This window comes from Amycolatopsis rubida, from assembly GCF_900115345.1.
GTDB lineage: Bacteria > Actinomycetota > Actinomycetes > Mycobacteriales > Pseudonocardiaceae > Amycolatopsis > Amycolatopsis rubida.
In genome coordinates this window covers 145,201-165,659 of record NZ_FOWC01000008.1, presented here as the reverse complement: position 1 = coordinate 165,659, position 20,459 = coordinate 145,201, and the positions used below count along the sequence as shown (strand labels likewise).

General features: G+C 72.3%; 17 protein-coding genes. 4 read left to right on the top strand and 13 right to left on the bottom strand.

Annotation, left to right across the window (positions count from 1 at the left end; all coding sequences use genetic code 11):
• Positions 1-2: 2 nt before the first annotated feature.
• From BM362_RS28235 to BM362_RS28200, 8 genes are all read right to left on the bottom strand, one after another.
• Complete coding sequence (locus BM362_RS28235) at positions 3-2,102, bottom strand: WXG100 family type VII secretion target (RefSeq protein ID WP_093575174.1); 2,100 nt, start codon at positions 2,100-2,102, stop codon at positions 3-5.
• 11 nt (positions 2,103-2,113) lie between these two features.
• Positions 2,114-2,554 (bottom strand): hypothetical protein, encoded by a 441-nt coding sequence (locus BM362_RS28230; protein WP_067579888.1) that lies wholly within the window; start codon positions 2,552-2,554, stop codon positions 2,114-2,116.
• Between the two features lie 47 nt (positions 2,555-2,601).
• A complete protein-coding gene (locus BM362_RS28225) occupies positions 2,602-3,453 on the bottom strand; it encodes an ESX secretion-associated protein EspG (RefSeq protein ID WP_067579891.1) in 852 nt (283 codons plus the stop codon).
• Positions 3,454-3,825: 372 nt separating this feature from the next.
• Positions 3,826-4,512: a flavin reductase family protein gene (locus tag BM362_RS28220; protein ID WP_093575173.1), complete on the bottom strand. Its 687-nt coding sequence runs from the start codon at positions 4,510-4,512 to the stop codon at positions 3,826-3,828.
• 131 nt (positions 4,513-4,643) lie between these two features.
• On the bottom strand, positions 4,644-5,459 hold the full coding sequence (locus BM362_RS28215; protein ID WP_093575172.1) for an FAD binding domain-containing protein: 816 nt from the start codon (positions 5,457-5,459) through the stop codon (positions 4,644-4,646).
• On the bottom strand, positions 5,456-5,932 hold the full coding sequence (locus BM362_RS28210) for a (2Fe-2S)-binding protein (protein WP_067579895.1): 477 nt from the start codon (positions 5,930-5,932) through the stop codon (positions 5,456-5,458). The genes BM362_RS28215 and BM362_RS28210 overlap by 4 nt, the downstream gene beginning before the upstream one ends.
• 1 nt (position 5,933) lies before the next feature.
• On the bottom strand, positions 5,934-8,186 hold the full coding sequence (locus BM362_RS28205) for a xanthine dehydrogenase family protein molybdopterin-binding subunit (RefSeq protein ID WP_093575171.1): 2,253 nt from the start codon (positions 8,184-8,186) through the stop codon (positions 5,934-5,936).
• 294 nt (positions 8,187-8,480) lie between these two features.
• Complete coding sequence (locus BM362_RS28200) at positions 8,481-9,245, bottom strand: sulfite exporter TauE/SafE family protein (protein WP_067579899.1); 765 nt, start codon at positions 9,243-9,245, stop codon at positions 8,481-8,483.
• A gap of 184 nt (positions 9,246-9,429) precedes the next feature.
• Between BM362_RS28200 and BM362_RS28195 the strand changes: the two genes are divergently transcribed.
• On the top strand, positions 9,430-12,519 hold the full coding sequence (locus BM362_RS28195) for a discoidin domain-containing protein (protein WP_093575170.1): 3,090 nt from the start codon (positions 9,430-9,432) through the stop codon (positions 12,517-12,519).
• Here the strand turns inward: BM362_RS28195 and BM362_RS28190 are convergent.
• The 4 genes from BM362_RS28190 to BM362_RS28175 all read right to left on the bottom strand — a co-directional run bounded on the left by BM362_RS28190 (position 12,503) and on the right by BM362_RS28175 (position 16,951).
• A complete protein-coding gene (locus BM362_RS28190; RefSeq protein WP_067579903.1) occupies positions 12,503-13,138 on the bottom strand; it encodes a GTP cyclohydrolase II in 636 nt (211 codons plus the stop codon). The genes BM362_RS28195 and BM362_RS28190 overlap by 17 nt on opposite strands.
• A gap of 371 nt (positions 13,139-13,509) precedes the next feature.
• A complete protein-coding gene (locus tag BM362_RS28185) occupies positions 13,510-14,241 on the bottom strand; it encodes an FHA domain-containing protein (protein WP_067579905.1) in 732 nt (243 codons plus the stop codon).
• 107 nt (positions 14,242-14,348) lie between these two features.
• Positions 14,349-15,173, bottom strand: a complete 825-nt coding sequence (locus BM362_RS28180) for a hypothetical protein (RefSeq protein ID WP_093575169.1) — start codon at positions 15,171-15,173, stop codon at positions 14,349-14,351.
• On the bottom strand, positions 15,170-16,951 hold the full coding sequence (locus BM362_RS28175) for a serine/threonine-protein kinase (protein WP_167545465.1): 1,782 nt from the start codon (positions 16,949-16,951) through the stop codon (positions 15,170-15,172). The genes BM362_RS28180 and BM362_RS28175 overlap by 4 nt, the downstream gene beginning before the upstream one ends.
• Before the next feature lie 154 nt (positions 16,952-17,105).
• Here BM362_RS28175 and BM362_RS28170 point away from each other — a divergent pair, with 154 nt between their 5' ends.
• From BM362_RS28170 to BM362_RS28160, 3 genes are all read left to right on the top strand, one after another.
• Positions 17,106-17,870, top strand: coding sequence for a right-handed parallel beta-helix repeat-containing protein (locus tag BM362_RS28170; RefSeq protein WP_067579909.1), 765 nt, complete (start codon positions 17,106-17,108; stop codon positions 17,868-17,870).
• A gap of 158 nt (positions 17,871-18,028) precedes the next feature.
• Complete coding sequence (locus BM362_RS28165; RefSeq protein WP_067579911.1) at positions 18,029-18,292, top strand: DUF3040 domain-containing protein; 264 nt, start codon at positions 18,029-18,031, stop codon at positions 18,290-18,292.
• Between the two features lie 107 nt (positions 18,293-18,399).
• Positions 18,400-19,461, top strand: coding sequence for a DNA polymerase IV (locus BM362_RS28160; RefSeq protein ID WP_093575167.1), 1,062 nt, complete (start codon positions 18,400-18,402; stop codon positions 19,459-19,461).
• Between the two features lie 171 nt (positions 19,462-19,632).
• Here the strand turns inward: BM362_RS28160 and BM362_RS28155 are convergent, their stop codons facing one another.
• Positions 19,633-20,391 carry a class I SAM-dependent methyltransferase gene (locus tag BM362_RS28155; protein ID WP_067580219.1) on the bottom strand — a complete coding sequence of 253 codons (759 nt, stop codon included), beginning with the start codon at positions 20,389-20,391 and terminating at the stop codon, positions 19,633-19,635.
• Positions 20,392-20,459 lie beyond the last annotated feature (68 nt).

Here is a 20,459-nt window from a genome sequence, read left to right as displayed (position 1 = left end):
CCTCACTTCCAGTCCTTGTTCTTCCAGTCGCCGATCACCGGCGGGGCGACGACCTCGTCCGGCGCGAAGAACGACGGATCGTCCGACTCGACGAAGCTCGCGATCTTGTGTTCCTTGTCCTCCGGGCCCTTGCCGCCCTTGCCGCCGCCCATGGCTCCCATGCCGGGAGCGCCGGCCGCGCCCTTGCCGCCCGCGCCCGAGCCGGAACCGCCGCGCCCGGCGACGCCCTCCTCGGCCGGGCCGGAACCGCCCGCACCGCTGAACGCGCCCCCGCCGCCGGAGCCAGTGCCGCCTTTGCCGCCGCCGAGGCCGCCCGCGCCGCCGCCGAGCCTGCTGCTGATGCTCTCGCCGTTGACGCCGCCGCCCTTGCCGATGCCGCCGAGCTTCTCCCCGCTCGGCCCGGTGCCGCCGCCCGGGAACAGCGGCTTGCCGTCCGGGCCGATCTTGCCGGGGTTGAACGGCTTCGGCTCGTAGGGCTTGAGCCCGCCGGGACCCTCGGGGATCGAGGGTTTGAACGGCTGCGGCTTGTACGGGTTCGACTTGTACGGGTCGCCGCTCTTGCCGCCGGGGATGGGCGGAATGGACGGCGGGGTGAAGGTCGGACCGCTGCCGCCGGGGTTGCCGCCCGGGACGGGCGGGATGTTCGGCGGCGTGAAGGTCGGACCGCTGCCGCCGGGGTTGCCGCCCGGGATGGGCGGGATGGTCGGCGGGGTGAAGCCTTGCGCCTTCGTCGAACCCGGGTCGCCCGAACCCGGGATGGGCGGGAACGAGCCGCCGGGCCCGCCACCGCCCGGGCTTCCGCCGCCCGGGTTGCCGCCGCCGGGCCCGCCGTCCGGGATCTTCAGCGACGCCGGGTCGAACCTGCGGTCGGGCTGCTGCCCGCCGGGGCCGCCGGTGACGCCGCCCGGGCCGTCGCCGTACGGTTTGCCGTCCGGGCCGATCGGCCTTCCGTCGGGACCCAGCGGCCGTCCGTCCGGACCGATCGGCTGCCCGTTCGGGCCCACGGTGGTCCCCGCCGGGCCGATCGGCTTGCCGTCGGGACCCAGCGGCCGTCCGTCCGGGCCGATGAGCTGGCCGTTCGGCCCGACCGTGGTCCCGGGCGGGCCGATCGGCTTGCCGTCGGGACCGATCGGGCGGCCGTCCGGGCCGACCCGCACCCCGCCCGGCGCGCCCGCGCCGCCGCCCTTGTTCATCGGGGTGCCCTTGAGCGTGGGCTGCAACCGGGCCGTCTCGGTGGGCAGCTTCGGCGGCTCGGCGAACCGCGGCGTCGCCACCGCGCCGCCGATCGTCTGGTCGTACCGCGTCATGATCTGCGCGGCCTGCTCACGGGCGGCCTGCTGGTCGGTGAAGGTCTTCATGGCCGAGGAGTAGGCCACGACGTAGGCGGCCGGATCCTTGATCGTCATCAGGACCTTGTTCGCGTCCTGCGCCGAGAACTGCACCGGCGGGTTGGCGTTCATCGCCTTCTGCGTCTCGTTGAGCGCCTGCGAGTGGACCTCCTGCTGGCGCCCGGTGAGCGACGCGCCCTGCGCGGTGGTGCCGAGCCACTTGCCCACGTTGGCCAGGTGCACGCGCGCCGCGTCGCCCGCGTCGCCCTTCCAGTTCGAGGTGCTCGCGTTGATCGCGTCGCCGAGATTCTTCTGGTGCGTCGCCAGCTCGTTGCCGAGGCTCACCCAGGCCTCCGACGACTCGGCCACCGCGGCCGGGTCCGCGTGCGTGGTGATGGCGTCGACCATCTGCTCGTGCGTCGCGTTCTTCCAGTCGGTGTGCGGGGCGGCGCCGGGATCGCGCATCTCGAGGTCTTTGCCGAGATGCTTCTTCGATTCGTCCAGGTTCCGCTGGTACATCGCCTGGATCAGCTGGTCGCGCGCCTTCCCCTGGACGTTCGGCAGCAGCCAGCCGTTGAAAACGGCGTCGATCTTCGTCGTCGCGTCCTCGCGCAACTGGTCGCCCGAGGCCACGTCGTCCGGGCGCACCGGCCCGATGTAGTACTTCGACGAGGGGTCCAGCGTCGGGTTGTACAGCGCGGTGTTGCCCGGGTCGTAATCCGTCGAGGACGGATCGGAGACGGACTCGGCGGTCGGTGCTTTCTTCTCGGCCACTGGTCTCCCCTTCAGCCCTGTTCTTCGGCGGTGCGGTGGATGCGCTCGAAGGCTTCCCGCGAGCTGTGCTCCCGCTCCTTGTAGTTCTTCTTCGCGAGCTTGATCGCCTCGACGTAGGTCGGGAACTCCCGGTTCGCCGCCTGCAGCTGGGTGACCAGGCCCTGCTGGTCGCGCGCGGTCTCGGCCATGTGCTTGCTGACGAACATCCCGGCCGGGCTCTTCGACATCGCCGGCACCCCGGCGATCTTCTCGATCAGCCGCACGTGCGCCTCCAAGGCGTCGAGCACGCCCTGGAGCGCGGCGATCATTTTGTCGCCGGTGCTGTCGTCGACCGCGAACGATCCGCGCTCGGCCAGCGTCTTCAGCTGCTTCGCGGGCAGGAAATCGGTCCGCGCCGCGGTCACGGTCGCCCTCTTGGCGTCCACCGGCGTCATCGGTGCCTCGTCGGTCATCGGGACCTCGTTCTCCTCGTGAACTGTCGCCGCCTGCAGTGCAATGATCAGTAAACCTCGGAAACCGCCTGCTGCACGGCGCGCTTGAGCTCGCGGCGCCCGGCGGGCACGTATTCCGCGGTCAGGTCGCCCGCCTCGCTGACGGTCGAGGTGATCAGGTAGCGGCCGTCGGCGGTGTCGAGCCACCCGATCGGGTTGCCGCCGCGCCGCTCGCCGTGGCGGCCCCAGCCGCTCACCGCGATGTGCCCGCCGCCGAGCCGGGGCTGCGCCAGCACGCGTTCGAGCACCTCGACCCCGCCGGGGGCGGCGCGGGAGACCCGCGGGTCCGGGCGGCGCGGCTGCACGCGCCCGCTGACCTCGATCATCCCGAACGCGTCGGTCTCTTCCTCGTCCTCGGCCGCCTCGGCCCTGCGGCGCGCGGTCATCGCGGACACCTCCGGCGAGGCCGCCTGCCGGATCGTGTGCGCGCCGGTGCTGGCCGGGCGCGCCTGGGGCAGCACGCCGGCTACCACCTCGACGAGATCCTCGTCGTCGAAGAGCGAGAACAGCAGCTTGTCGGTCTTCGGGTCCTGGGTGATCCCGAGCGCCTGCCTGCCGTCGGTGAGCGCGACCACCGCGATGTCCGCGCCGAGCCCGTCGATCCCGCTGACCGCGACCGACACCCGCGGCTTCGCGAGCAGCTCGAAGGCGGTGCGCACGAAGGGGCTCAGCTCGTCGCCGCTGGAGAGCCTGCGCGCCTCGATCGCGTCGTTGACCACCTTCGCGACCTGGACGTACCGGTCCGGTTCCGCGGGCACGGAGCCGATCCGCAGCGGGAACTGGCGGATGTTCCCGCCGGTCGCCTCCCCGATCACCAAAGCTTCGACGACGTCGAGAACGAACTCGAACCTGTCCGCCATCCCGAGGGCATCCTTCCCGCAGCCGGATCGGGCACGGTCGCTCCGACACCCGTGTGAGTGACACCGAATTGCGTTGCCGTGCCAGGGATTCGCAATGGGGAAAGACTATCAGTCCGCCAGCGGCCGGTGATCACCACGGGGACAGCTGCCCCAATGTACCGAGGGCCGTGTCCGAAGAGACACGACCTGCGGTTTCGCCGCGCGTGCCGCTTGACGCGCGGCCCGGAAGCGGCGGAAATTCCTCGGTGCGAGAAAACTGGCACAAGGCCGCCGCGGATCGCGGCGGCCCCTTGCGATGCCCGGTTTTACCGAGTTGTTCCCCTGTCCTTCGCCGTCGTTTCGCCGGTTTGTCGCTCCACAGTGGACAGGGGGTCAGGAGACGCCGCGCGCCCGTTCGATGTCCGGCGAGCGGTACATCCGCTCCGGGATGCGCGCGAGCGTCGATTCGCGCACCTGCGGCCCGAGCCCGTAGAGCTTCTGGAAGCTCATGATCAGCGGCCGCCACGCGTCCGGGTCGACGTGGTCGTCGGCGCCCGGCAGCCGGATGTCGTCGTGCACGAACACCCGCTGCACGCGCACTTCCAGCCCGACGACGCCGCCGCGCTGCGCCTCGTCGTCCTCGGCGAACGGGTGCACGGATTCCAGCACCGCTTCCATCGCGACCGGGCACTCGGCGACCCGGGGCGGCGCGACCGTCTCGGACGGCACCGGCGTGAGCCCCGCACGGGCGAACTTGTCCGCGACGTGGAAGTAGCCGCGCTCTTGCTTGCGCGGCGGCACCGGATCGGATCCGGTGGTCAGCGCCAGCCGGTCCACCGCGGCGGCCAGCGCCGAGGACGGCAGGTTCAGCACGCATTCGCGCGTGCGCAGGAGGTTGAGCGCGGTCTTCGAGCGCGCGCCGAGGCCGAGCATCGCGCGCCAGCCGAGCCAGAACGCCGACGACATCGGGGCCAGGTTGGCCGAACCGTCCTCATTGGACGTCGAGAGCAGCACCACCGGGGTGCCGAAGTAGAGAATGCCGGGCTCGATTGCCGTGTGCGCGGGAAAAGTCGTGTTCACCCCGCCCAGTCTGGCCACCGCCGGCCGCGCCCCGCTGGCGGAAATCAGCCGTCGCTCTCGGCCCCGGAAACGCCGTGAGGGGAACCCTCGGGGAATCAGAGTCAATGAGGGTTCCCCTCACGGACGGTCGGTCAGGCGATGCCGGCGGCGGTGAGGGCGCGGGCGGTGAGGACCCGGGCGAGATGCCGGCGGTACTCGGCTGTGGCGTGCGGTTCCTCCGGCGGCGAAGTGTCCTCCGCGGCCAGTTTCGCCGCCTCCGCCGCAGTCGCCCCGTCGGCCAGCGCGCGTTCGGTGGCCGACGCGCGCAGCGGCGTGCCGCCCATGGTGATCAGGCCGACCGAACGCCCGGTGACCGCGACGCCCACGATCGCCCAGTCGATGGCCCGGCGGGTGAACTTCTCGAACCCCCAGCCCAGCCCGGCCTGGCTCGGCAGCCGGATCTCGGTGAGCAGTTCGTCCGGCTCCAGCGGCGTGGTGAACGGCCCGAGGAAGAACTCCGCGGCCGGAATCCGCCGCTCCCCTCGCGGCCCGCGCGCGACGAGCGTCCCGTCCGCCGCGAGGACCGCCGCGGGCAGGTCGGCCGCCGGGTCCGCGTGCACCAGCGACCCGCCGATGGTCCCGCGATGGCGCACCTGCGGGTCGCCGACCGACCCGGACACGTGCGCGAGCAGCGGCGCGTGCTCGGCGAGCACCGGGTCGTGTTCGAGGTCGTGGTAGCGGGACAACGCCCCGATCACCACCTCGCGGCCCTCGGCCCGGACGAACTTCAGCTCCCGCAGCGGCGCGATGTCCACCACGACCTCCGGCGCGGCGAACCGGAGTTTCATCAGCGGCAGCAGCGAATGCCCGCCCGCGAGCAGCTTCGCGTCTTCGCCGTGCTCGGCGAGCAGTGCGAGCGCCTCGTCCACAGTGGACGCGCGCCGGTAGGCGAACCCGGCCGGGATCACTGCGCCACCTCCTGCCCGGACGCGTCGATCACGGCGCTGACGATGTTGTGGTACCCGGTGCAGCGGCAGAGGTTGCCCTCCAGCGCCGCGCGGACCTCGTCGCGCGTCGGCTTCGGGTTTTCCTTCAGCAGCGACACGGTCGCCATCATCATGCCGGGCGTGCAGAACCCGCACTGCAGGCCGTGCTGCTCGCGGAACGCGCGCTGCACCGGGTGCAGGCCGTCTGTGCCCGATCCGGAGGCCAGACCCTCCACAGTGGTCACTTCGTGCCCGTCCGCCTGCGCGGCCAGCACCGTGCAGGATTTCACCGATTCGCCGTCGAGCAGCACCGTGCACGCCCCGCAGGACGTGGTGTCGCAGCCGATGTTCGTGCCGGTGAGGCCCGCGGTGTCCCGCAGGTAGTGCACGAGCAGGGTGCGGTCGGGCACCTCCCGCGCGATCGTCTTCCCGTTCACCTCGATCGAGACCCGCACGTCAGTTCGCCTTCCTGGCGTCGTTCAGGGCCGTCCACACCCGCAGCGGGGTGGTCGGCATGTCCAGGTGCGTCACGCCGAGGTGGGCGAGCGCGTCCACCACCGCGTTGTGCACCGCGGGCGTCGACCCGATGGTCGCCGCCTCGCCGATCCCCTTGACCCCCAGCAGGTTCCGGGTCGTCGGCGTCTCCATGTCCACCAGTTCGAAATCGGGCAGCTCGGGCGCGGTGACGAACGAGTAGTCGGCCAGCGTCGCCGTGGTCGGGTTGCCGTCCGCGTCGTAGCTCATCACCTCGAGCAGCGCCTGCGCGATGCCCTGGCCGAGCCCGCCGTGCCGCTGGCCGCGGAAGGTCAGCGGGTTCACGATCGGGCCCGCGTCGTCGAGCGCGACCAGCCTGCGGACCTCGACCTTGCCGGTTTCGGTGTCGACCTCGACGACCGCGAGGTGCGCGCCGAACGGGAACGTCGGCGCGCCGTCGCCGAACCAGACGTCCGCGGTGAACCCGTCCGCCTCGGCGGCGACGCGGGCCCAGTCCAGCGTCGCGGCGGACGGCGCGCCGCGGACCTGCCAGACGCCGCGTTGGACGTCCAGCTCCAGGTCGTCCGGCCCGGCTTCGAGCAGTTCCGCCGCGACCCGGCGGGCCTGCGCCACGACCTCCTCGGCCGCCTGCCGGATCGCCGAACCGCCGAGCTGCAGCGACCGCGAACCGAACGTGCCGATCGCGCGCGGGACCTCGTCGGTGTCGCCGTGCCGGACGGTGATCTTGTCCAGCGGCACGCCCAGCTGGTCCGACAGCAGCATCGCCAGCGACGTCCCGAGCCCCTGCCCGTGCGGGGAACTGCCGGTCCACGCGGTGACCGAACCGTCCGGGTGCACGTCGACCCGTCCGCTCTCGCCCGACGCGTCGGCGCCGGTGATCTCCACGTAAGCGGCGATGCCGAGGCCCAGCGCCACCGGATCCCCGGCGTCGCGGCGCTTCCGCTGTTCCTCGCGCAGCTGCGCGTATCCCGCCGCGTCGAGGACCTTGTCGAGCGCCGCGGCGTACTCGCCGGTGTCGTAGGAGCCGCCAGTCGGCGTCCGGTAAGGGAATTCCCCGGGACGGATGAAGTTGACCCGCCGGACGTCGGCCGGATCCATGCCGATTTCCGCGGCGAACAGGTCGATCGCCCGCTCGACCGCGGCGGTCGCCTCGGGACGGCCCGCGCCGCGGTAGGCCGCGATCGGCGTGGTCGTGGTGACCACGCCGCGGCTGCGCGTCTGCACGACCGGGAACCGGTAGACACCCGGGGCCATCATCTCGGTGAGCGTCGGCAGGAACAGCGCCCGCGGGTAGGCACCGGTGTCTTGGAGGACGTCGAGCCGGTAGGCCAGCACCGTTCCGTCGCGCTTGCCGCCGATGGTGACGATGTTGCGCTGCGCGCGGCCGTGCGTCATCGAGGTGAGGTTCTCGCTGCGCGATTCGGCCCACCGCACCGCGCGCCCGGCTTGCTTCGCCGCCCAGGCGAGCAGGATCGCTTCCGGATCCGCGCCGATCTTCGCGCCGAACCCGCCGCCGACGTCCGGCGTGATCACCCGCACCAGGTCCTCGCCGATGCCGAGGCCGCCAGCCACCGTGCGCCGGCCGGTCTGCGCGTTCTGCGTGGAAAGCCACAGCGTGACCCGCCCGTCCTCGCCCCACGCGACGGCCGCCCCGCGCGGCTCGACCGGGGCCGGGGCCACGCGCTGGTTGAGGATCTCCTCGGTGACGACGACTTCGCAGTCCTCGAACACCGAGTCGTCGAACTCCTCCGAGCCGTGCGTGTGGACCACGTTGGTGCCGTGGTCCGGGAACACCAGCGTCTCGTCGGCGAGCGCGGTGTCGAAGTCGGCGACCGCGGCGAGCGGGTCGTAGTCCACGTCGACCAGTTCGGCCGCGTCGGCGAGCTGGTACCGCTGATCGGCGAGCACCAGCGCGACCGGCTCGCCGACGTACCGCACGACGTCTTCCGCCAGGAACGGCTCGGCGACGGGCCCGGCCTTGCCCGGATCGAGATCGAGATCGGCCGCGGTGTAGACCCCGGCCACGCCCGGTGCCGTGCGGGCTTGCGCCACGTCGATGCCGGTGATCCGCGCGTGCGCGATCGGGCTGCGCACGAAGACCGCGTGCACGGCGCCGTCCAGCGCTTCTTCCTTGAGGTCGTCGACGTATGTTCCGCCAGTGGTAATCAGCTTCTCGTCTTCGACGCGCACCACCCGGGTGCCGACAATGCTCATCTGTCCTCCTGCTCGGGTACCTCGCCGACTATGCCCGCAGGTACCGCCCCGCGTCAGCCCGAACGGTTCTGCCACGCCGGAACCCGGCGCGGGAGAGCCTGCGGCGCCGCGGCCGAAGACAGCGCGCAGGGGGGATCCGGCGAGTTCTCGGCGTCTCCGCCGCTGGGATTCGCTCCTCGAACCATGTCCGGAGCGACTTCAGCATGCCCGCGATGTCCTGACCGGCGAGGTGCGCCAAGGCCTCGTACCCGAACGAGCACCTCGATCGCTCCGCTGTCGAGGAGAAAACCCGCCTCAGCCCGAGTAAGCCTGCCAACCCAGCACCACCGCCAGCGAAAGCCCGCCCAGCCCGATCGCGATCCGCAGCGGGGTCGCGGGCAGGTAGCGCACCAGGACCGAGCCCAGCCAGGAGCCCGCCACCGAGCCGAGGCACACCGCGATCGCCGCGGGCCAGAAGACTTTCCCGGTGAAGGCGAACACCAGCGCGGCGATCAGGTTCGCGGTGCCGGTCGCGATGTTCTTCGCCGCGTTCGTGCGAGCCAGCGACTGGCTCCACACCGTCGTCAGCAGCGCGAGCATCAGCACCCCGGCCGCGGCCCCGAAGTACCCGCCGTACACCCCGGTCAGGAAGGCGGCGATTCCGGTGAGCGGGCCGATTCCGCGGTGTTCACTGTGCTCGGCCATCCTCCGCAGCCTCGGACCGGCCATCAGCACGACCGACGCGCCGCCGATCAGCCACGGCACGACGACGGTGAACGCGTCCGGCGCGCTGACCAGCAGCACGAGCCCGCCGCACGCCCCGCCTGCCGTGGTGATCAGGCACAACGGGAGCAGCCGGCGGCCTTGCCCCTTCAGCTCCGGACGCGCGCCGACCGCGGCGCCGGCGGTCGTGCCCAGCATCGCGACGGTGTTGGTCATGTTGGCGACGACCGGCGGCAGCCCGGCGGCGAGCAGCGCCGGGTACGACACCAGCGACGCGAGGCCCGCGGTCGCGCCGGTCAGCCCGGCCCCGGCCCCGGCCAGCACGAGCAGCAGGAATCCGCCGGGGCCAGTGATCACGTTGTCATCTCAGCACGCCGGTCCCGGCGTCTTCAGGCCGGGCCGAAGCCCGCCGGCGAAACGTATAGGTCGTTATACGACATTGTCCGAAACCGGACGGGATCGGCCGGGAGGGTTGCCCGGCCGCCCGGCCGCCGCAGAGAATCCGCGCTGACAAGGTTGTCAGCACTCGGGAGGACACGGGATGGACGGGTTCACCCGGCGGCAGGCGCTCGGTTTCGCGGGCGCCGGAGCCGTGGTCCTGCTGGCCTCGGGACCAGCGCGAGCGGCGTCCCGGCCCGCTCCGGATCCCGTCGCCGCGACCTATCTGCGGGTCCTGCTCCGGCACACCCGCTGGGCCGAGCAGCAGTTCGACCAGGCTACGGGGATCTACCCGGCCCGCGACTTCACCTTCGCGGTCGTCCTCGGCAACGCGCTGCTGCTGACCCGCGACGGCTACGACGCCGCCGTCGCCGGAACCGACCGCGAAACCCTCCGCGCGCACACCCTCGCCACCATCAAGCACTTCGCTGCCTCGAACCGGCTCACCGGCGGCACCGAGTGGGGCCGAACACTGTTCTTCGACACCACTTTCCAGTCCTACTTCCAGCTCGCCGCGCGTCTCTTGTGGACAGAGCTGGACGCGGCGACGCGCCGCAACGTCGAGCGCATCGCCACCGAACAGGCCGCCTACACGGCCGGCCTCGGCACCGGCAACGATCCCGCCTCCGGCGACTGGACGCCCAACGGCCTGCGCGGCGGCTACGTCGGCGACACGAAGCTGGAAGAGATGGGCGTCTACGCGCAGTCGCTCGCCCCCGCGCTCGCCTGGGCGCCGAACGATCCGCGCGCTCCGGAATGGCGCGCGGCCTTCGGTTCCTGGAGCCGCAACGAAGGCGGCCTGCCCGCGGCGGATCTGGCGAATCCCCGGCTCGTCGACGGAAAGCCGGTCAGCGGCAACACCGCGACCAACCTGTACGACACGTTCCTCGTCGAGAACCACGGTTCGTTCGGCCCGCACTACCAGGAAGAACTCTGGCGCACGTCCGGCCGCAACGCGATGCACTTCCTCGCCGCCGGCGTCCCGCTGCCCGAGGTCCTCACCGCGCAGCCGAACGGCGAACTGCTGTGGCGCACCATGCTCCTGATGACCAGCGACGCGGGCGAACCGCTGATGCCGATGGTCGCCGACCGCGAACACCTCTACGGCCGGGACGTCATCCCGCTGGCCTTCCGCGCGCAAGTGCTCGGCGACCGCCACGCCGCCTACGCCGAGGCCCAGCTGGCCGCGCGGCTGGAGCCGTACCAGGCCTACCCGCCGGTCGACCGGATCACGAAGTTCTCCGGCGAACCCAAGTACGAGCCGGAAGCCCGCGCCGAACTCGCCATCAGCTACCTGCTGCACGAATGGCGCGCCGGGCACGGCGGCCCGATCCGTGCGGTGCGCAGGGAAGAGTTCGACGCCCGCGCCGCTCGCGCCGCCGACTTCGGCACCGGACCGGGCCTCCTGGCGCAGCGCTCCCCCGCCGCGTGGGCCGCGACCGTCACCAAACCCGGCTTCGTGAAATTCGCCTGGCAGCCCAACCACGACGACTGGCTGTTCGTCCTCGGCGGAGCCAACCCGATGCTGCTGCCCGCCACGAACATCGCCGTGCGCGAACGCCACGCCACGACCTACCGCAAGGTCCGCGACGGATTCGACGGTACCGTCGGCGTCCTGCGGTTCGACGCCGGGTACGCCGCGCTCGCCACGCTCCCCACCGGCACCGCGGTCTACGCCAGCACCGGTGTCGCGTCGGACGAGGGCGTGCTCAACGTCTACAACCTGGCCATGCCAGGCGTTCCCGGCCTCGACGGCAAACGCACCTACACCGCTGCCGAGGGATCGGTGACGCTCCCGGCACAGTCCGGGCCGGTCGGCGCGCGCACCGACGACCTGACCTTCTCCCCGGTGACAGCGCGGCATGTGCGGATGCTCGGCGTCCAGCCGGATCCGCAGTACGGCTACTCGCTCTGGTCCTTCGAAGTCCACGACGGCGAAGGTCCCGATCTCGCCCCGGCCGGAACTGCGTCCGCGTCGTCGGCCGCGCCGGGCAAGGAGGCCAAGTACGCCACCGACGGCGATTCCGCCACCCGCTGGGCAGTGTCCACATCGGACCGTCCGCGCGCGGACAGCTGGCTCGCCGTCGATCTCGGCGCACCGCAACGGGTTGATCGGGTCCGCCTGAGCTGGGAGGCCGCCGCCGGACGGAAGTACCGGATCGAAACGTCGCCCGACGGCGTCGCCTGGACGTCCGTCGCGACCTATCCGGTGCCCGCGCTGCACAGCACCGGCGGCTGGCTCGACATCGACGGCCGGGCCGGAATCGTCGTCACCAGCCCCCGTCCGCTCACCGTCACCAACGACCACGTCACGCTCTCCGCCGGTCCGCCCGCGCCGCTGCTGGCCGAGCTGTACCCCGGCCGCCCGGACCTGCCGAAGCTCGCCCGGCGCGCTCGCGCCACCGCCACCGGAGTCCACGCGAGCGTCACCGACGATTTCCTGGTGCTGGCCAATCTTTCCGGCCGCACCGCGACCGGAACCGCTTCCCTGCCCCAGGATCGCACCGCGCTGCTCCTGTACCGAGGCACGCAGAAAGTCACCCCGTCCGGCAGCTCGTTCGGCTGCGAACTAGCCCCCGGCGAAGGCCGGATCGAACCGCCCCGATTCACCGTGCGCGGCCTGTTCGGCAGCGCCGTCCCGCCCGGCCTGACCGCGGTAGTGCACGACGCCAGCCGAGTCGACCTGACCGCCCCGTCTGGACTGCTCCCGGCGGTGGTGACCGTGACCCCGGCCAGCGGCCGCCCGCGCACCGTCGCGCTGCCGCCACGCCGCACCGTGCCGGTCGTCTTCGCCGACGCCCGGCCGTACCCGCTGAACGACCGCGCGCTCGGGGCCGTGACCTTCCCGGCCGAACCGCTGCCACCCGGGATGACCAGCCCGGACGCCGCCGTCGACGACAACCCGGCGACAGCGTGGCAACCCGGTCCCGGCGGCCGGTTGGTGGCGGACCTCGGCGCACCGCTGCAGATCGCGACCGTCGAGCTCGCCTGGACCACCGGACGAGTACCCGCCACCGCCGTCGAGACCAGCACCGACGGCGTCACCTACGCCGAAGCTGCCCGCCCCGGCCGAAAACGCACCGCCTCCGTCGCGCTCGCCCGGCCAGTCCGCTACCTCGCCCTCCGCACCCTGGACTGGCGACGAGGCGACGCCAGCCTCGCCCGGATCTCCGCCCTCACACCGCCGAACTAGCCGGCCGCTCCTCGAACGGCAACGCGAGCGTGTGCCCGGTCTGCTCGGCTTTCGCGCGCAGGTACCGCACGTTGTCCTCGTTCGCGAAAACCCCGGTACGGACGCGTTCGCGCACGTCGATGCCGTGCCGCGCCAGCTGCGCCGCCTTGTCCGGGTTGTTCGACAGCAGATCCAGCTGCTGAACGCCGAACAGGGTGAGCATTTGCGCGGCCGCGGTGTAGTCGCGCGCGTCCTCGGGCAGGCCGAGCGCGGAATTCGCCGCGTAGGTGTCCAACCCGGAATCCTGCAGCGCGTACGCGTCGAGCTTGTTGTACAGCCCGATTCCGCGGCCCTCCTGGCGCAAGTAGAGCAGGTACCCGCCCGCCTCGGAAATCCGCGCGACCGACTCCGCCAGCTGCGGGCCGCAATCGCAGCGAGCGGATCCGAAGACGTCGCCGGTGAGGCATTCCGAATGCAGCCGCACCAACGGCACCGGACCGGGTTTTCCCAGCACGAAGGCAAGATGCTCGAGCCCGTCGGACAGCCCGGCGAACGTGACCGCCTCGGACTCGGCCGCGGGCCCGTCGCCGAACCGCAACGGGATCCGTACTCGCGTGCGCACCTGTGGAACTGTCGTCATCGGGCAACTCCTCTCCCCCTCGGTGATTCCGACCCTACCCAGAACCACCGGCACGACCGCGGTCCCGGAGTGCGGCCAAGCTCACGCAGGCTCGCGGGCATGGCCTGCCGTCCGGAATTGTTCGCCGCCGAACCGATCCCGCCCGCACCACGGCCGGACTGTCCGCGCCACCGAGCCGGAGGGCGGCGGGCACTTCGCGCCGTTCGAGGAGCCTGAGCGGTACGCCCGGGAACTCCGCGACTTCTTCCGCCCGCTCCGGGAGGGACAACGCCTGGTACGGGCGCGGGCGACGGGAACTCCCGGTGCCCGGCACCCGGTCGCCCGTCTTGGCCGCACCGGGATCGCGGCCGCGGCAAGCATACGGCGACCGCCTAGCTCCCCCACGTGGACGGCATCCGCCCGGTCTCGCCCGCCGGCGGCAGCTCCGGCGACAGCAACGCCAGATCCGGCGGCACCAGCACCGCCGCCGAAACCAGCGCCGCCACCAGATCCTCGTCCGGCGACCCCGGCCGGAACCGGAACCGCACCGAATCCAGCACCCCCGCCACCGCTTCCGCGGTCCACCCGCCGTCCGGATCGAGCACGGACAACCGGCGCGCGGCCAGCGGAACCGGCACCGGGCGCGGCCGCTCCTCCCGCCGCAGGAACCCCCGCGCCACCATCGCGAGCACGAGCCGTTCGTCCGGCCGCAGCCGCCCGGCCGGGACCGGCGACGGCGTCCCGTCGGCGATCCGGATCTCCAGCACGTGCTCGCGGTCCCCCGAACCGCGCGCGTACACCGGGAGATAGCCGGGCGGCAGCGGAACCGGCGCGGCCCCGGCGAACACCAGCCGCGACCGCGGCAGCCGCAGCGGCACCTTGCCGGTCGCCCGCACCCACCACCGGCCCGCGTGCCGCTCCAGCACGCCGTGGCGGCGGCTGACCTGGCGGTCGTCCTCGCCGAGCGGCACCGTCACCTCGGCGGTGTTCCGCCCGAACGTGACCGGCTCCCGCGCCGCCGGCGGCACCAGGACGCCCCCCGCGCGTCCCAGCACCGCCAGCGTGCCCGGCGGCGACGCGAACCCGAGCGCGAGGCTCGGGTGTCCCGCGGGCAGCGTCCGCATCGCCTCCCCTGCCACGGACACCCCCCGCGAAGCCGCTGCCGGACCCCGGCCGGGCGGCCGCGACGGCCCGCCGGGGGCGCGGGGGCGCATCCGCCGCGCACCGCGAGTCAAGCAGGAGGAGCCGGGACCCCTCCCGGATCGTCCCCGGGTTCGAGCAGCGCCAGGTCCGGCGGGATCAGCGTCGTCGACAGCAGGAGTTCCTTGATCAGGTTGTCGTTGAGCGCGTTCCCGACCGGTTCGCCGACCTCTTCCCTGGTCAGCCCGGCCACCCCGGCGCGCGCCAGCCGGGCGCGCACCGCGCCGACGAGGTGCTCGACGCGCTTGCCGCTCCAGCGCGCCTCCGGTTTCAGCTCGGACAACTGCTCCGCCACCTGCCGCCACGCGAGCGGCTGCGGATACTGGTCCTGCAGCAGATACCGCTGCGCGAGCGAGACGAGGACGAGCCGTTCGTCCGGCGTCAGCCGCCACATCCGCGGCGGTTCGGTGACGTCCTGCGGCCGCGAATCCGGGCGGCGGCCGTCCGCGCCCGCGACGTACACCTCCAGCAGATGCTCGCGCCCGGCCGAACCGCGCACGAACGCCGCGGTGTAGCCCTCGGCCAGCGGCACCGGCTCCTCTTCGGGGAACAGCAGCCGCGAGCCGGGCAGCCGGATCGGCAGCTTCCCGGTGTTGTGGATCCACCAGGAACCCCGGCGGCGCACCAGGAATCCCTGTTTCCGGCTGACCTTCCGGTCGTCCTCGCCGACGCACACGTGCACGTCGTCGCGGTTGCGCCCGAACAACAGCTGCCTGCCTTCGCGCGGCGGCATCCGCACGCCGCCGGTCACCGCGAGGGCGAAGATCGTGCCCGGCGGGGAGGGCGGGACGCCGTGCGCGAGGCTGCCGTGGTCCGGGCCCAGCTCTTCCGGCGGGCCGCCGGGAAACGCGGTCATGTCTTCGGCAGCTTTCCGGCCAGCGAACCGGCCAAAGTGGACACTGGCGCGCACAGCCGGTCCGAGGGCGGCTTTCCCCGCACCACGACCCGCAGCTGTTCCACTCTCGGGTCCCCGTGCGCGTCGGTGTAGGAACGGTAGACGAGGACCGCCTGGCAGGTGTTCTCGGCGAAATCGTCGGTCATGACATAGGCGTCGTGCCCGCCGATCTGCACGAGCTGGCCGGTCTCGCTGCCCGGCGGCTGGTCCCGGTCGAACATGACGGTGACCGAACGGTCGCTCGCCGGGCTCGTCCAGTCGCACCACCAGCCGCCGAAGCCGCGCTCGATCCGGACCGGCGCCGCGACCCCGGCCGTCGCGGAGACCCCGATCGAGTCCAGCAGCGAGCACGCGTCCACATCCGCGAGCGAACCCGCCGGGAACGCCCGCGCGCGCGGAGGAACCCCGGCCGCTGTCATCGCTTTCGCCGCCGAAGCGACCGCCGTGTCGGCGGCCTGGCACAGGTCGAGCTGGTAGCCGTCGTCCTGCCTGGCCGTCACCTTCACCGCGAACCGGTCCTGCAACTGGATCGTCCGCTCGCACTGATCCGGCGACGAAGCGGCGAAAACCGGGAACGGCCCGGATTTCGACTGCGTGCCTTCCAGCGCGGAACCGGGCGGATCGTTCAGCTCCACCAGGACGTCCGCTTGGCGGTCGCCGCGATGCAGGAGCACGTCGCAGCGGTTGAAGTTCCCGTAGTCCGAAACCACTTCCGGGTCGCCGAACGGCTTCAGCGGCGCGGGGTCGACCAGCCGGCACGGGTCGGCGGCCCGCGGGTCGGGACCGATTCCGAGCTTCGCCTGTTCCACCGGCGGAGTCGCGTCCGTCCTGGCCGGACGCGTCACGAAATACGCGGCGACCACGACCGCGACCGCCGCGGCCGCCACCCCGGCGATCAGCAGTCCGCGCCGGTTGCGCCGCCGCGACGGCACGTCGACCGGCAGCGCGTCGATCCCCTCGGCCAGCAGTTCCCCCGCCGACACCGCGGTCGGGCGTTCGGCGGGTTCGCGCCGCATCAGCAGTTCCAGCGTCGGCGCGAGACCGTCCGCGTGCCGTGCACGCGGTACCGCGCCCTCGGCGACCCGGCGGATGGTGGCGTACTCGTTGCCGCCGGAGAACGGCGGCGTGCCCTCGACGGCGGCGAAAAGCGTTGCCCCCAAGGCGAACACATCCGACGCCGCGGTGGGCGGATGCCCTTGCGCGACCTCCGGGGCGAGGTAGTCCGGCGTGCCGCCGATGAGCGGCGAATCGGTGACCGTCTCGTCCGTGCGGACCGAACGGGAGATGCCGAAATCGGTGAGCTTCGCGCGACCGTCCGAGGCGATCAGGACGTTGCCCGGCTTGACGTCGCGGTGCACGATGCCGTGCCCGTGCACCGCGCCGAGCGCCGCCGCGATCTGCACGCCGATCTCGGCGACCGTGCGCGCGGGCAGCCTTCCTTCCGCCGCGAGGATTTCGGCGAGGCTGCGCGACGGGACGTACTCCATCACCAGCCACAGCTCGTCCCCGTCGGCGGCGACGTCGAAAAAGGTGACCACGTTCGGGTGCAGCACGCCTGCCGCCAGCCGGGCCTCGCGGCGCAGCGTCCGCCCGCTCACCACGTCGGACAGCCGGGCCTGCTTGAGCGCCACCTCGCGGTCGAGCCGGTCGTCGTGCGCCCGCCAGACGACTCCCATGCCGCCGCTGCCGACGCGCTCCAGCAGCCGGTACCGATCCGCGATGAGCTGGTCCGCGTGCACCGACGCTCCCCTCGGCGTGGTCCGACCCCTGTGAGGTAACTCGCAGTAACGGTACTGCATCACGCGCGTCCGCAGAAAGCGGCCCGGGGACCCCTCCCGCCGTCCGGCCCTATCTTCGCCGCGTACCCCCGTCCGAGCGAAAAAGAGGAGACCCTTGCGCACCCTCGTCCTGGCCGGCGCCGCGGTACTGGCCGTTGCCTTCGCCCCGCCCGCGCACGCCGGTTCCCGGCTGCACATCACCGCCGGCGGCACCCCGGGCCACCCGCGCGTGTATTCCGGCGGCGGGAGGTCCGTCCCCGGCATCGACGTCGACGCCAACTGGGTCGTCGTCGACGGATTCACTCTCGACAGACCGCCGGCGCCCGGCGTGGAAATCCGCGGCGATCACGTGACCTTGAAGAACACCAGGATCACCGCCCCGCAAGGCGGCGACGGCGACGGCATCCGGTTCTTCGGCGACTACCTCGCCATCGAGCACAACACGATCAGCCGGACCTCGAACCGCGACGGCGCGCACGCCGACTGCATGCAGACCTTCTCCAGCGACAGCCCGCCGAGCAACCACGTCCGGATCGAAGGAAACCGCTGCGAGAAAATCGCCAACATGTGCCTGATGGCCGAAGGCCCGAACGACGGCGAGGGCGACGGAAAGGGCCACACCACGGATTTCCTGATCAAGGACAACTTCTGCGAAACTCTCGCGGCCTCGCAGACGCTGATGTTCGAGGACGTCCAGCAGGCCGTCGTCACCGGCAATACCTTCGCGGCGGGCCCGGACCACGCGATCGGCCTGGCGATCCACTCCACCGGCGCCCAGGTCGAAGGCAACCGCGTGGACCCGTCGATCCCGTGCGAGGTCGGCATCGACGATTCGTCACGGAAGGGCTACACCGGACCGGAACCCGCTTGCGCTCCGTGACCTTTGTGGACGGTCCGGCCGACCGCGCACGGTGACCGGAACCGCCGGATTTCGCGCGGGGTTCGGGCAGCCGGGTGAATCGAGGGTGACGCGGTTCACCAGCGGACGGGACGGGTACTTCCTCCGGGACGGCACGCGGGCCGCCGAAGGAGACCTCCATGCTCAGTCACCACGAACGCGTCGAGCTGGACAAGATCGAGCGCTGGTTCGAAACCAGCGACCCGGAACTGGCCGCCGCCCTGCGCCGCGGCAAACCGGCCCGTTCCGCCGCGCTGCTGACCGCGTTCGCGATCCTGCTGGACGTCGCCGCGTGCGGCCTTCTGGTCGCCGGGATCGCCGCTTCGAGCCCCGCGCTGACGGTCTGCGCCCTCTTCGCCGCGGCGGGCGGGGTCGCGGCGCACGTCGCCCGCCGCCGCGGGTGAGCGCACAGACCTCGCCCATCGCACCTGCACGCGACGCCACAGGTCCGTGAGGGCCGCCCTCCGGGAATCTGATTCCGTCAGGGTTCTCCGCACGCACTCTCCACAGGATGCGCCGCCCGCCCCGCGCACCGCACACTGGTCCGGTGTCCGATTGGGTGCTGCACGTCGACCTCGACCAGTTCATCGCCGCCGTCGAGGTCGCGCGGCGGCCGGAGTTGCGGGGGCGGCCGGTGATCGTCGGCGGGAACGGCGATCCGGCCGAGCGCGCCGTCGTGGCGACCGCGTCCTACGAGGCGCGCGAGTTCGGCGTCGATTCCGGCCTGCCGCTGCGGCTGGCCGTCAAGCGGTGTCCGGACGCGGTCCTCCTCCCCGTCGACGCCCCGGCGTATCAGGAGGTCTCCGACCGGGTCATGGCCCGGCTGCGGGAATTCCCGGTGGTCGTCGAGGTGCTCGGCTGGGACGAGGCTTTCCTCGGCGCGACCGCCGACGATCCCGAGGCGCTCGCCGCGGAAATCCGGCGCGGCGTCGAGGAAGAAACCGGGCTCTCGTCCTCGGTCGGAATCGGCGACAACAAGCTGCGCGCCAAACTCGCCACCGGGTTCGCGAAACCGGCCGGAATCTACCGGCTCACCCAGGAAAACTGGTGGGAGGTCATGGCGGAACGGCGCACCGACGCGTTATGGGGAATCGGCCGGAAAACCGCGAAGAAACTCGCCGAAGCCGGGTACACCACCATTCTCGGCCTCGCCGCCGCCGACCCGGACGCACTCGCCGCGCGGTTCGGGCCGAAGCTGGGTCCGTGGTACCGCCTGCTGGCAGGCGGCATCGGCGACGCCGAGGTGAGCGCGACCCCGTACGTCGCGCGTTCCCGAAGCAGGGAAACGACATTCCAGCAAGACCTCACCGACCCCGACGCCATCGCCAGGGAGACCGCGACCCTGGCCGGACGCGTCGCGCGGGACGTCGCCGACGAGGGACGTCCCGCGGCGCGCGTCGCGGTCAAAGTGCGGTTCGCGCCGTTCCACACCCACACCCACAGCGTGACGCTGCCCGCACCGTCCTCGGATCCGGCCGTGCTCGCCGCGGCGGCGCAAGACCTGCTGGACCGCTTCGCCTTCGGCAAACCGGTGCGGCTGCTCGGCGTCCGCGCCGAATTCCCGCGCGCTTGACAGGCCCCGGCCGGGCTTGCCAAGGTGGAACGGACGCGCCCGCTGGGGCGCGGCTCCGGGCCGAGAGGCGCTGCGACGGGGTTTCCCCGCCACGCTCGGCCCGCGGGACTTCGAGCGAAGGGCGCCTCCTGGTTCAGGAGGTGCCGCGTGCCACTGGCGATTTCGGCCGTCTCAGCGCCGTCGCGCGAGGTGGGCCGTGTGGTCGGCGACCAGTTCGACCGTCTCCGGAAGCACCTGCCGGATCCGCCGGAAAACCCGCTCCCGCACCGAAACCGGCAGAATCAGGTACGCCGAGACCGTGGCCAGCAGCCCGATCAGCTCGTCCGCGCTCAGCCTCGTCCGCTGCCGGACGACGACCTGCCGGACGTCGGCGAACAACTCGGACTGCTCAAGTTCCGTGCCGGGCCACTGCAGTGCGTTCCCCGGCGGCGTGCCGTCCGGCGACGGGAACTCCGCGCTCTCCAGAAACGGCGCTTGAGCCTCGTCGATCGCTTTCTGCACAACGGGATCCGCGAGGTCGACCGGTCCGCCGAACGACGCGAACACCCCGCCCGGCGCGAGCAGGGCGGCGATCCGCGGCCACCGCCCGGCCGGGTCCGTCCAGTGCAGCGCCGCGGCCGAGTACACCAGCCCGTACCGCCGGTCCGGCCGCAGGTCTTCCAGCGCGCCGCGGCGGGTCTCGACGCCGGCGGGCAGGTGCTTGCGCAGTTCGGCGAGCATCGCCGGATCCGGATCGGTCGCGGTGACCGCGATCCCCCGTCCCGCGAAGAGCCGGGTCGCTTTCCCCGTCCCAGCCCCGATTTCGAGGGCTTCGGCCACCGGCGCGCCCGCGTAGTCCAGCACCTTTTCCGCTAGCTCGGCGGGATATCCCGGACGGTACCGCTCGTACGCCTCCGCCACCGCCCCGAAACTCAACGCGCGTTCTGCCATGCCCGCCATTCTGGCCTGATCCGCACCGCGCGCGCCTCCCTTTTCCGGCACCGGCCAGGCGCCGGTGC

Excerpts from the sequence above, each read along its gene's own strand:
- BM362_RS28205 (WP_093575171.1), bottom strand. The coding sequence starts at position 8,186 with ATGAGCATTGTCGGCACCCGGGTGGTGCGCGTCGAAGACGAGAAGCTG.
- BM362_RS28225 (WP_067579891.1), bottom strand. The coding sequence starts at position 3,453 with ATGGCGGACAGGTTCGAGTTCGTTCTCGACGTCGTCGAAGCTTTGGTG.
- BM362_RS28160 (WP_093575167.1), top strand. The coding sequence starts at position 18,400 with ATGCGCCGCCCGCCCCGCGCACCGCACACTGGTCCGGTGTCCGATTGG.
- BM362_RS28185 (WP_067579905.1), bottom strand. The coding sequence starts at position 14,241 with ATGCGGACGCTGCCCGCGGGACACCCGAGCCTCGCGCTCGGGTTCGCG.
- BM362_RS28165 (WP_067579911.1), top strand. The coding sequence starts at position 18,029 with ATGCTCAGTCACCACGAACGCGTCGAGCTGGACAAGATCGAGCGCTGG.
- BM362_RS28190 (WP_067579903.1), bottom strand. The coding sequence starts at position 13,138 with ATGACGACAGTTCCACAGGTGCGCACGCGAGTACGGATCCCGTTGCGG.
- BM362_RS28180 (WP_093575169.1), bottom strand. The coding sequence starts at position 15,173 with ATGACCGCGTTTCCCGGCGGCCCGCCGGAAGAGCTGGGCCCGGACCAC.
- BM362_RS28155 (WP_067580219.1), bottom strand. The coding sequence starts at position 20,391 with ATGGCAGAACGCGCGTTGAGTTTCGGGGCGGTGGCGGAGGCGTACGAG.
- BM362_RS28230 (WP_067579888.1), bottom strand. The coding sequence starts at position 2,554 with ATGACCGACGAGGCACCGATGACGCCGGTGGACGCCAAGAGGGCGACC.
- BM362_RS28195 (WP_093575170.1), top strand. The coding sequence starts at position 9,430 with ATGGACGGGTTCACCCGGCGGCAGGCGCTCGGTTTCGCGGGCGCCGGA.